A 10,778-nucleotide genomic window follows, 5' to 3' on the forward strand; every position below is an offset into this window, starting at 1 on the left:
TCAAAATGCACAACGGGTATTCTTAATTAATTTTTTGAGCAACGTAATCACTTTCGTTTCCTAAACGATCAACAGCTTTTAGTGCAACTGCCGTTAAACTTTTACCATCTTTATGTTTCAAAATTGTTTGGTTTGTTTTGGTTTTATCCAAAATAGATGTTTCCCAATCGTTGTTGTAACGTGTATATAAAATCCATTTCGAAACATTCGAATTCATTTTATAATCATTCCAATTCATCACAACTTCTGATGCTTTTGCATTTACAGACAAACTTGGTTTTGCCAAACGATCTGCCTTAATCCAATTCATAGTTGGCACCAAAGCTTTAGCTTTGTATGGGCCTTCTTTTAGATAACTCAACATCGAAGGATTTTTCGTTAATCCAGCAATACTCCAGTGAATAACACCCACATTGTTTTGCAAAATCTCACCAGCCATTTTTACCTGATTTTTAATCTCAGTTGTTCTATCCGAAACCTTAACTTCTACAGTATTCAAACCTGGCCAAAGATGACGATTATGTGTATTTTCTGATTTCCACCATTCTAATAATTTAGGAAAACTTTGTCCTGTCGAATTAATTGGCCAATATAATTGTGGTGAAAAATAATCAACCCAACCTTTGTTCAACCATAATTTTGCATCTGCGTACAATTCATCATATTGCGAAGAACCTGTAATTCCAGAAGGATAACCTGGTTTCCAAATTCCAAAAGGACTAATTCCAAATTTAACGAAAGGTTTTTCTGCTTTGATTTCTTTGTAAATACGCTCGATAATTGTATTCACATTTTGACGACGCCAATCTGCTCTCGATAATGTTCCTCCATTATTTTTGTAAACATTCCAAGTTGAATTATCTGGAAAATCTGCTCCACCATTGTATGATGCGTATGGATAGAAATAATCATCAAAATGAACACCATCAATATCATAACGCGAAACGATATCACGAACAACTTCCGAAACGTGATCTTGCGTTTTTTTGTCAGCAGGATCAAACCAATACATACCATTCTTCAATCTAACCACATTACTTGGCGACCTTTTCACCATCGACTCACTTGTCACCGGCCCTCCACTACTGTGATGCGCTCTGTAAGGATTTAACCAAACATGCAACTCAATTCCACGTTTGTGCGCTTCTTCCACCCAAAACTCTAACGGGTCATAATATGGAGAAGGCGCTTTTCCTTCTTCTCCAGTTAAGAAGTAAGACCAAGGTTCAAAATTACTTTTGTACAAAGCATCTGCCGCTGGACGAACCTGAAAAATAACTGCATTAAAATTATTGGCTTCTAACATATCCAACAACTTTATCGCTTCATCTTTTTGTTGCGTTGTCGTTAAATCTTTTTTAGAAGGCCAGTTAATATTTGCAACAGAAGCTACCCAAGCCGCTCGGAACTCACGATTTACTTCTGGTAATTTCACTGTAAAAACTTCATCTTTCTTATTCGAAATTTCAGTTTTTGATGTAGTAAGAATAGTTGTTTGCGTAGATTCTACTTTTTTATAAACTATTTTTTTCGAATTTTTATTTGAAGCACACGAAGATAAGCCAATTGTAGCTATTCCGAAACACATCAAAATATATTTAAAATTAATATTCATTCGTTGAAATATGTATTTTTAACGTTACAAAATTAGTAATAAAGCTTTATTAATCCAGATTTTATCAAATATTTAGGATATCTAGATTTTCCTTCTGTATTAAATTTACAAAATTTTTCGCTTCAAAAAGTATTTTATAAATTTTATTCTTTACATTTTTGTACTCATCTATAATTGATAAAAATATGTTTCTAATTATATGTTTTGGCGTATTGATTATTTGTGTGAATGTTATTTTACAATCAACTGTCACTGTTTATTCGCTAAAATATCTACATAAATTTAATCTCAAAAAACAACATTTAACGTTTAGTCAAGTAATTTGGCAAATGGCATTATCTGTTTCTCTGCTTACTTTGTTACATGGTGCACAATGTACAATTTGGGCGGCTACTTTTTATTTCAATCCGAATATTGACAATTTGTATAGTTTTCAAGAAGCAATTTATTTTTCATTAATCACATTTACAACCGTTGGTTATGGTGATGTTGTGATTGATAGTGAATGGAAAATTATGGCTGGATTAGAAGCTATAAACGGAATTATGATGGTAGGCTGGTCAACGGCGTTGATGTTTTCTTACCTACAAATTATCTTAAAAAAGAATATTTCTGAATAAAAAAATCCCTTCAAAAATTTTTGAAGGGATTTTTAGTTAATATTTATTTTTTTCCAAATTAGCTTTCAATTCTTTGTAATAATCTGGTGCATTAGCATCTTTTTCTAAAGCTGTATTGACCCATTTCAACGCTTGATTTCGATCCAATTTATTCGAATAATAGAAGTTTGCCGAATTGTAAAAATCTCTTGCAGAAGAATTTTCGTTCAATTGATCTCCAATCATTTTTAAAACTTCGTTAATTGTATTCGTTTCAATATCCAAAACAACCGTTGTGTTATCCCAAGCTAATACCAAATTCGCTGATTTTTGCGTTACATTTGTAAAACGAATCTCAAACGTTTCTGTCTTATTGTTCATCGATTTTGTTGACGGAGCTTTCACTTTCAATACGATATTCGATTCTTTCCACTCTTTCGGATTTCCCCAGTTTTTCGTGTCTTTGTAAAAAATTACCTCCCACTCCTCTTTATTCGGAATGCTATACAACGCATATTCGCCAGCAGCCAACTCTTGTCCATTCACTTTGATTGGTTTATCAAATTTGATGACCGTATTTTCATTCGCACCAGTTCGCCAAACTTCTCCATTCGGTACCAATTTTCCAAATACTTTTCTTCCGTTTACATTTGGTCGATTATATTCAACTTCAAATTCTGTTAAACCTACTTTTTGTTCAACTTCAGCATGAGAACTTACCACGGGAAATTTCATTTGAGCAAAAGCACAACTTCCTATTAACAAAGCTAAAACTGTTGATGTTATTTTCATATAATTATTTCTTATTCTTTATTTTATCTGTTTTTTTATCGTATCCATACGGACAATGTTTACATCCACTTTTGCAACAATACCCTCTTCTTTTTAGATATTGTTCAGTAAATATTCTGAAACCTTCTGGAGATAAATAATAATCTCCTTCTTCAAACTTTTTCATTTCTAATGCTGTGAAATTACAACTTTTATCAATAAACTATCATTAATTTTGGTATGATAATTATTTGTGAAACTTCCTCTAAATTTACGATTTTTAATGCTTTATAAATCAATATCTTTTCAGATTGATTAATTTTGCAATAAAATAGAATTACCTAAATCATGTTTGTAGTTGTTTTGCGTCATTTGTTCCGAAAGAATTTTATTGGAATTACCATTTTTCCTTTCATTTTTTTGAGAGATAAAAAACTGAAAAATGATGAAGTTTTAATCAATCACGAAACCATTCATATCATTCAACAACTCGAACTTTTGGTCGTTTTTTTCTATCCTTTTTACTTGATTGAATATGCGATTCGATTAATTCAATATCGCGATCAACACAAAGCATATCGCAATATTAGTTTTGAGCGTGAAGCTTATGCAAACGAGCACAATTTGAATTATTTAAAAAAACGAAAATTTTATAATTTTCTAAAATATATCTAAATGATTTGGAACAATTTTAAAGCTCAAATTCAAAACATTGACATCAAACATTTAACTTCTCAAAATATTCAACTTTCTATATTAAGAGAAGATTTGATTCATCCAGAAATCTCTGGAAACAAATACCGAAAACTGAAATATAATTTTATTGAAGCTGAAAAACTTGGTTTCAAGAAATTGATAACATTTGGTGGCGCTTTTTCCAATCATATTGCAGCAACGGCGGCAGCTGGTCAACTTCATCATTTCGAAACTATCGGTATAATTCGTGGAGAAGAATTAAGTGATAAAATCGATGAAAATCCTACGTTACGTTTTGCTCAAAAATGTGGAATGCAATTGCATTTTATTTCCAGAGAAGATTATCGAAAAAAAGATGAAATAGAATTTATTAATCATTTAAACACTAAATACCCAAACACTTACGTTATTCCAGAAGGAGGTACAAATGATTTTGCGATAAAAGGTTGCGAAGAAATTTTGTACGATGATTGTTTCGAATATGATTTTATTGCTTCGGCAATTGGAACTTGCGGAACAATTGCCGGATTGATTGAAAGCTCGAAACCTCATCAAAAAGTTTTAGGTTTTCCGAGTTTAAAGGGAGATTTTATCCAAAATGAAATCGAAAAATTAACAAATAAAACGAATTTTACTATTTTTAATGATTATCATTTTGGCGGATATGGGAAAGTTTCGGATGAATTAATTACTTTTGTAAATGATTTCAAGCGAATTAACCATATTCAATTGGATCCTATTTACACTGGAAAAATGGTTTTTGGTATTTTTAAATTAATTAAAAATCATTATTTTAGTGATAATTCTAAAATTCTTTTGGTTCATACAGGTGGATTGCAAGGAATTGAAGGAATGAACAAACTTTTAAAGAAGAAGAACAAAAATATTATAGAATGAAAAAATTGTTATACGTTTTTAGCTTAGTGTTGTCGATTTCGACGCAAGCACAAGAAAGTAGAGACATAACTTACATTCGAAAACATGCTATTTTAGCTGTTGAAGAAATGCAACTTTACAAAGTTCCAGCAAGTATTACGTTAGCACAAGGATTATTGGAAACTGGAGGCGGACAAAGTAAATTAGCCGATCAAGCCAATAATCATTTTGGAATAAAATGTAAAGGTCCTGAAGAATGGTCGTTGGATAAACCTCGTATTTATCACGATGATGATGCGAAAGGAGAATGTTTTAGAAAATATTCTTCAGTTGAAGAAAGTTATAGAGATCATTCTAAATTTTTGGCTTTAAGACCTTATTACAAAGCTTTATTTTTCTTAGATCCGACAGATTATAACGCTTGGGCAAATGGTCTGAAAAAATCTGGTTATGCAACTGATCCAAAATATGCTTCAAAATTAATTTCGAGAATTGAGAAATATAATTTAGATCAATTTGATAAGATTTCTCCAGAAGAAGTTTATACAAAATTGTATACATTATACAACAATCAGGATGATATGATGATGGCAAATAATTCATCTAAATCTAAAACGAAGAAAGAATCTAAAACAATCAAAGAAGAAATTGCATTAGCGTCTTATCAACCAAATAATAATAGTATAGAGAAAAATGAGCCTAATGTAAATAACAATACAATTGCTTACGAAACTCGTCCTCAAAATCCTACAACTCGCATTAAAAATCACAAGAATAATATTCCTTATATTGTTGCTCAAGCGGGAGAAACAATTGCGACTATTTCTAAAACATACAACAAAGTTCCTTCGGATATTGCGAATTTCAATGAAATACAAATGGGTTCTAAATTGAAAGATGGACAAATTGTATTTTTCGGAAAAAAGAAAACAAAAGGTTCTGATTATTCATACAAAGTACAAGAAGGTGATGATATGTACACGATTTCGCAACGTTTTGGTGTAAAAGTAAACAACCTATATAAACTAAATCGTATGGAACCAGGTGAACAACCTAAAATTGGTCAACGTATTAATTTGAAAACAAAAGTTAGAGCATAATGAGCTCAATAATAAAAAAAGCTTCCAAATGGAAGCTTTTTTTATTTCATCATTTTGAAAATATCAACCAATTGTTGATTGATTCCTCCTGTTTGATAATCCATCGGTACAGGCGCGCGATCAATCATAATATTTCCTTCTTTGTCTAAAATAATAAAAGTCGGAATGTATTCTATCTTATAATCAAAGCCAAAGTTATCTTCTCTTCCTGCAAATAACTGTACACCAGACATCTGATTTTCTCTGACCATTTTTTCCCAAATTGGCTTATCTTCTAATTTATCCAAAGAAACGCTTACGAAATAAATCGGCGCATCATGAAATTGTTTTTCCAATTCTTTCATAAATGGAATTTGAACTTTACAAGGTCCACACCAAGTCGCCCAAATATCCATGTAGACATATTTTCCTTTGAAATCTGATAAGTCAAATCGTTTTCCGTTGATATCAGCCAAAGAAAAATCTGGAGCTTTTATCAATTCTTTCGGAATTTTTGACTCTGGTGATTCTTTTTTTGCAACAGAATCAATCTTTTCTATTTCAGCAGATTCTTCAATTTTTTGTTCGGATTTATTACAACTAAAAAATGTAAAAAACATTGATAATAATAGTAGTTTCGTTTTCATTTTATTTTTCAAATAAGTATTAAAAAACTTGATAATATCTATAGGTCTTTCGTCAAAAATAAACATTTAAACGTTAGCAATTTCATAAAATACCTCAATTCACTTGACAAATGGGTATCTGACATCGTATATTTGCAAAAAATTGTACAATTATGAAAATGAAAACCTCCGATTTCGACTTTACTTTACCTGAAGAACTTTTAGCAGATCGTCCTTCTGAAAACAGAGACGAAGCTCGCTTAATGGTTGTTCACCGTGACACCGGAGAAATTGAACATAGACAATTTAAAGATCTTATCGAGTATTTCGACGAAGGAGATGTAATGATTCGTAACAATACGAAAGTTTTCCCTGCTCGTTTGATGGGTAACAAAGAGAAAACTGGTGCTCAAATCGAAGTTTTCTTGCTAAGAGAATTAGATGCTGAGACTCGTTTATGGGATGTTTTGGTTGATCCAGCGCGTAAAATTCGTATCGGAAATAAATTATTCTTCGATAATGATGATACATTAGTTGCAGAGGTTGTTGACAATACAACTTCTCGTGGACGTACTTTACGTTTCTTATTTGATGGATCTTACGAAGAATTCCGTGCAAAATTGAAAGAATTAGGAGAAACTCCACTTCCAAAATATATTTTACGTGATGTTGAACCAGAAGATGCAGAGCGTTACCAAACAATTTATGCAAAACACGAAGGAGCTGTTGCTGCACCAACAGCTGGTTTACACTTTTCTAAACACTTATTAAAACGTTTAGAAATTAAAGGTGTTGATTTTGCTGAATTAACATTACACATTGGTTTAGGAACTTTTCAGGCTGTAGAGGTTGAAGATTTATCTAAACACAAAATGGAGTCTGAGCAAGTTATTATTCCTCAAGAATCTGCTGATCTTGTAAATCGTGCAATTGACGAGAAGAAAAAAGTTTGTGCGATTGGTACAACTTCTATGCGTTCTATCGAGTCTTCTGTTTCTGCAGATGGTCATTTAAATGCTTTTGATGGTTGGACAAACAAATTTATTCACCCTCCATACGATTTCTCTATTGCAAATTGTATGATTACAAACTTCCACACACCAAAATCTACATTAATCATGATGATTTCTGCGTTTGCTGGACACGATTTAACAATGAAAGCATACAACGAAGCTGTAAAAGAAGGATACAAATTCTACTCTTACGGAGATGCAATGTTAATCTTATAAGACAAGTTTGAGTACAACAAAAAAAGATATACGAAAGCTTTCACAAGCTGAGATTGAAGATTATTTCAAAGAGATTGGTGAAAAATCATTCCGCGCAAAACAAGTGTACGAATGGTTATGGAAAAAGAATGCGCATCAATTTGATGACATGACCAATATCTCAAAAGCGCTACGTGAGCAATTGGGAGAATCTTTCCAAATTCAACCTGTTGAAGTTGATCTTCTACAAAAATCTAACGACGGAACCATCAAGAATGCTGTTAAGCTTCATGATGGTAACGTTGTGGAATCTGTTTTAATTCCGACTGATTCTCGCACAACTGCATGCGTTTCTTCGCAAGTTGGTTGTAGTTTGGATTGTACTTTTTGTGCAACAGCGCAATTAAAACGTATGCGTAACCTAACAGCTGCCGAAATCGTCGATCAAGTTGTGATTATCGATGAAGAAAGTAAACGTTATTTCAATCGTCCTTTAAGCAATATTGTATTTATGGGAATGGGAGAACCTTTGTTAAATTATAACGAAGTAATTTCTGCCATCAAAAAAATCACATTGCCAGAAGGACTAGGAATGGCTCCAAGACGAATTACAGTTTCGACTTCGGGAATTCCTAAAATGATTGAAAAACTGGCTGACGAAGATTTACGTATTAACCTTGCGGTATCTTTACATTCCGCTCGAGAAGAAGTTCGTAATGTGATTATGCCTTTTTCTGTTAAGTTTCCGTTGACGGATTTAATGGATAGTCTTCAATATTGGTATCAACAAACAGGTTTACGAATTACGTTCGAATATATTGTTTGGGGCGGTGTTAATGACAAAAAAGAAGACATTGATGCATTGGTAAAATTCTGTCGAAAAATTCCTTCTAAAGTGAATATTATCGAATATAATTCGATTGATGACGGAATCTACAAACAAGCATCAGAAGAAGCAGTTAACAATTATATCAAAGCTTTAGAATCCAATAATATTGTGGTAAATGTGCGTCGTAGCCGTGGAAAAGATATTGATGCAGCTTGTGGACAATTAGCCAATAAAACTGGAAATGATTAAATAATAATCAAATGAAATATTTAGCCATATTTTTATTTTTGATTCTGACTAAATTCTCTTTCGCGCAAATAGTAGAAAACATCGATACAATTTCTATTGATGATTATAAAATGGAAAGTATCAACTTACCTCCTACTTTGAACGAAATTTCGACTTTAGAATATGAAAAAGAAGATAAAAATGTGGCTTCTTTTTGGGGCTTAAACGATTCTGATTCCAAACCAGAATTGTATCGTTTTGATGCAAAAACAGGTGAAATTATCAATACTATTTTCATCACAAATGCTCCAAATATCGATTGGGAAGAAATGTCTTCGGATGATAATCGAATTTATTTTGCTGATTTTGGAAATAATTTGGGCAAACGAAAAGATTTAGCCATTTATTTTATCGAAAAATCAAACATTGATTATTCTAAATCTTATCAGCAACTAAAAGCTGAAAAAATAGAATTTTATTATCCTGAACAAGAAACTTTTCAGTTCAAAAATATGACAACAAATTGGGATGCAGAAGCATTTTTTGTCTACCAAAATCAGTTGCATATATTTACAAAAGAATGGTCAAATATGGCAACGTCTCATTATATTGTTCCTATTGACTCATCTAAAAAACACGCAGCCAAAAAGTTAGAAACTTTTCCTACAAATTACGCTGTAACTGCTGCTTATATCGATGCTGATGTAAATAGTTCTACCAAAGGAATTTATCTATTGGGCTACACAAAAGAAGCGTTAACTTTTATCAGTTGGTTTGATTTGCCAAAAGATAACAATCAGTTATTCTTCACTTCTCAAGTTAAAAAAATAAGTTTACCTTTGGGCTTCACGACACAGTTGGGACAATTGGAAGGGATTTCAGTTTTGCCAACCGAAAACAAAATTTGTTTTAGCGGAGAGGAATTTAACTATAAAGGATTCTATGCAAAACAGGTTGTACATTGCATCAATAATTTTACGAATTAAAAAACTAAATTTTGGGTAACACGGTAGATTTGATTAAAGCTCCGATCGCGGAGGAAATGAAATTGTTTGAACAGAAATTCTTCGAATCGATGAAGAGTAATGTTTCACTTCTTGACCGTATTTCCAATTATATCGTGCGCAGAAAAGGAAAACAAATGCGTCCGATGTTTGTCTTTTTAACTGCAAAATTGAATGGCGAAGTACAAGAACGTACCTACCGTGCGGCTTCTTTTATCGAGCTTATTCACACTGCAACTTTGGTTCACGATGATGTCGTAGATGATAGTACATTGCGTCGTGGTTTCTTTTCACTTAATGCAATTTGGAAGAACAAAGTAGCTATTTTGGTTGGAGATTATTTTTTATCAAAGACCTTAATTATTTCGACTAAAAACAAAGATTTCGATTTACTTGAAGTTGTTTCTGTAGCAATACAAGAGATTTCGGAAGGTGAATTATTACAAATCGAAAAAGCGCGTAAGCTTGATATTACAGAAGATGTCTATTTCGAAATTATCCGAATGAAAACGGCTACGCTTATTGCGGCTTGTTGTGAAGCTGGTGCTCGTTCTGTTGGTTGTTCGGAAGAAGTTGCGAAGAAAATGCATCGCTTTGGTGAATTGGTTGGAATTGCTTTTCAGATCAAAGATGATTTGTTTGATTATACCACTTCTAATGCAATTGGAAAGCCTGTCGGTATTGACATCAAAGAACAAAAAATGACGTTACCGTTGATTTATTCGATTAACACAGCGAATGACAAAGACAAAAAATGGTTGATTAATTCAGTAAAACGTTACAACAATGACAAAAAACGTGTACGCGAAATTATTCAGTATGTGAAAGATCATGGCGGAATTGAGTACACACAAAAAATGATGAAACAATATAGCCAAGAGGCTTTAGATATACTATACGAATTTCCCGAAAATGAGTTTCGAAATTCATTGGAAACAATGGTAAAATACGTAATCGAAAGAGAAAAATAAAAAACCGGACTTCAATTAGAAGTCCTTTTTTGTATATTACGATATTGTAAAGCTTTTAAATGAAAAAAGATAATATCATACTTACTCTTTCACTATTTTCTCCTCTTTTGTTTTTAGGTTGTATTGTTGCATATTTTTTTCTTTCTTCAAAAACTTATTCTCCTTATGAATATTATAAAACAATTCATTACAAAGGAAATGTTCAAAAGATATATACAAAATATGAAAGTAGAGGAAATCGATTAATGGTTAGAGTTGTAAATCGTCAGCAAAAAG

Annotated in this window: 13 protein-coding genes; 9 read left to right on the forward strand and 4 right to left on the reverse strand. The window is 32.1% G+C overall.

Features of this window, described 5'->3' with window-relative positions; genetic code table 11:
- Positions 1 to 22: 22 nt before the first annotated feature.
- Complete coding sequence (locus B4E95_RS01220) at positions 23 to 1,615, reverse strand: glycoside hydrolase family 10 protein (RefSeq protein WP_291089285.1); 1,593 nt, start codon at positions 1,613 to 1,615, stop codon at positions 23 to 25.
- Positions 1,616 to 1,800: 185 nt separating this feature from the next.
- Between B4E95_RS01220 and B4E95_RS01225 the strand changes: the two genes are divergently transcribed.
- The gene (locus B4E95_RS01225; protein WP_291089287.1) at positions 1,801 to 2,235 is read left to right on the forward strand and encodes a potassium channel family protein; all 435 of its coding nucleotides are present in this window, start codon (positions 1,801 to 1,803) and stop codon (positions 2,233 to 2,235) included.
- 36 nt (positions 2,236 to 2,271) lie between these two features.
- Here B4E95_RS01225 and B4E95_RS01230 read toward each other — a convergent pair whose 3' ends face one another.
- Both B4E95_RS01230 and B4E95_RS01235 read right to left on the reverse strand, forming a co-directional pair.
- Positions 2,272 to 3,006 carry a DUF2911 domain-containing protein gene (locus B4E95_RS01230; RefSeq protein WP_291089289.1) on the reverse strand — a complete coding sequence of 245 codons (735 nt, stop codon included), beginning with the start codon at positions 3,004 to 3,006 and terminating at the stop codon, positions 2,272 to 2,274.
- 4 nt (positions 3,007 to 3,010) lie between these two features.
- On the reverse strand, positions 3,011 to 3,172 hold the full coding sequence (locus B4E95_RS01235; protein WP_180906370.1) for a DUF5522 domain-containing protein: 162 nt from the start codon (positions 3,170 to 3,172) through the stop codon (positions 3,011 to 3,013).
- 161 nt (positions 3,173 to 3,333) lie between these two features.
- Here B4E95_RS01235 and B4E95_RS01240 point away from each other — a divergent pair, with 161 nt between their 5' ends.
- From B4E95_RS01240 to B4E95_RS01250, 3 genes are read left to right on the forward strand one after another with little or no spacing between them, the layout of a single operon-like run.
- Complete coding sequence (locus B4E95_RS01240) at positions 3,334 to 3,660, forward strand: hypothetical protein (protein WP_286495584.1); 327 nt, start codon at positions 3,334 to 3,336, stop codon at positions 3,658 to 3,660.
- Positions 3,661 to 4,578, forward strand: a complete 918-nt coding sequence (locus B4E95_RS01245; RefSeq protein ID WP_286495585.1) for a 1-aminocyclopropane-1-carboxylate deaminase/D-cysteine desulfhydrase — start codon at positions 3,661 to 3,663, stop codon at positions 4,576 to 4,578. It begins immediately after the preceding gene.
- A complete protein-coding gene (locus tag B4E95_RS01250; protein ID WP_291089293.1) occupies positions 4,575 to 5,657 on the forward strand; it encodes a glucosaminidase domain-containing protein in 1,083 nt (360 codons plus the stop codon). Before B4E95_RS01245 ends, B4E95_RS01250 begins: the two co-directional genes overlap by 4 nt.
- 41 nt (positions 5,658 to 5,698) lie before the next feature.
- Here B4E95_RS01250 and B4E95_RS01255 read toward each other — a convergent pair whose 3' ends face one another.
- Positions 5,699 to 6,283, reverse strand: coding sequence for a TlpA family protein disulfide reductase (locus B4E95_RS01255; protein ID WP_291089296.1), 585 nt, complete (start codon positions 6,281 to 6,283; stop codon positions 5,699 to 5,701).
- A 158-nt stretch (positions 6,284 to 6,441) separates the two neighbouring features.
- Here B4E95_RS01255 and queA point away from each other — a divergent pair, with 158 nt between their 5' ends.
- From queA to B4E95_RS01280, 5 genes are all read left to right on the forward strand, one after another.
- Entirely contained in the window at positions 6,442 to 7,491 is a 1,050-nt protein-coding gene (gene queA / locus B4E95_RS01260; protein ID WP_038336356.1) for a tRNA preQ1(34) S-adenosylmethionine ribosyltransferase-isomerase QueA, read from the forward strand.
- A 7-nt stretch (positions 7,492 to 7,498) separates the two neighbouring features.
- The gene (gene rlmN, locus B4E95_RS01265) at positions 7,499 to 8,548 is read left to right on the forward strand and encodes a 23S rRNA (adenine(2503)-C(2))-methyltransferase RlmN (RefSeq protein WP_291064186.1); all 1,050 of its coding nucleotides are present in this window, start codon (positions 7,499 to 7,501) and stop codon (positions 8,546 to 8,548) included.
- 11 nt (positions 8,549 to 8,559) lie between these two features.
- The gene (locus B4E95_RS01270) at positions 8,560 to 9,513 is read left to right on the forward strand and encodes a hypothetical protein (protein ID WP_291089299.1); all 954 of its coding nucleotides are present in this window, start codon (positions 8,560 to 8,562) and stop codon (positions 9,511 to 9,513) included.
- Positions 9,514 to 9,569: 56 nt separating this feature from the next.
- Positions 9,570 to 10,502 carry a polyprenyl synthetase family protein gene (locus B4E95_RS01275; RefSeq protein WP_409410937.1) on the forward strand — a complete coding sequence of 311 codons (933 nt, stop codon included), beginning with the start codon at positions 9,570 to 9,572 and terminating at the stop codon, positions 10,500 to 10,502.
- Between the two features lie 59 nt (positions 10,503 to 10,561).
- A partial coding sequence (locus tag B4E95_RS01280; protein ID WP_291089302.1) for a hypothetical protein occupies positions 10,562 to 10,778 on the forward strand: 217 nt, incomplete at its 3' end.

The sequence above is a fragment of the Empedobacter sp. UBA7494 genome, assembly GCF_002478465.1.
Taxonomy (GTDB): Bacteria; Bacteroidota; Bacteroidia; order Flavobacteriales; family Weeksellaceae; genus Empedobacter; species Empedobacter falsenii_B.

Excerpts from the sequence above, each read along its gene's own strand:
- B4E95_RS01255 (WP_291089296.1), bottom strand. The coding sequence starts at position 6,283 with ATGAAAACGAAACTACTATTATTATCAATGTTTTTTACATTTTTTAGT.
- B4E95_RS01230 (WP_291089289.1), bottom strand. The coding sequence starts at position 3,006 with ATGAAAATAACATCAACAGTTTTAGCTTTGTTAATAGGAAGTTGTGCT.
- B4E95_RS01245 (WP_286495585.1), top strand. The coding sequence starts at position 3,661 with ATGATTTGGAACAATTTTAAAGCTCAAATTCAAAACATTGACATCAAA.
- B4E95_RS01235 (WP_180906370.1), bottom strand. The coding sequence starts at position 3,172 with ATGAAAAAGTTTGAAGAAGGAGATTATTATTTATCTCCAGAAGGTTTC.
- B4E95_RS01250 (WP_291089293.1), top strand. The coding sequence starts at position 4,575 with ATGAAAAAATTGTTATACGTTTTTAGCTTAGTGTTGTCGATTTCGACG.
- B4E95_RS01275 (WP_409410937.1), top strand. The coding sequence starts at position 9,570 with ATGAAATTGTTTGAACAGAAATTCTTCGAATCGATGAAGAGTAATGTT.
- B4E95_RS01240 (WP_286495584.1), top strand. The coding sequence starts at position 3,334 with ATGTTTGTAGTTGTTTTGCGTCATTTGTTCCGAAAGAATTTTATTGGA.
- B4E95_RS01270 (WP_291089299.1), top strand. The coding sequence starts at position 8,560 with ATGAAATATTTAGCCATATTTTTATTTTTGATTCTGACTAAATTCTCT.
- queA (WP_038336356.1), top strand. The coding sequence starts at position 6,442 with ATGAAAACCTCCGATTTCGACTTTACTTTACCTGAAGAACTTTTAGCA.
- B4E95_RS01220 (WP_291089285.1), bottom strand. The coding sequence starts at position 1,615 with ATGAATATTAATTTTAAATATATTTTGATGTGTTTCGGAATAGCTACA.
- B4E95_RS01225 (WP_291089287.1), top strand. The coding sequence starts at position 1,801 with ATGTTTCTAATTATATGTTTTGGCGTATTGATTATTTGTGTGAATGTT.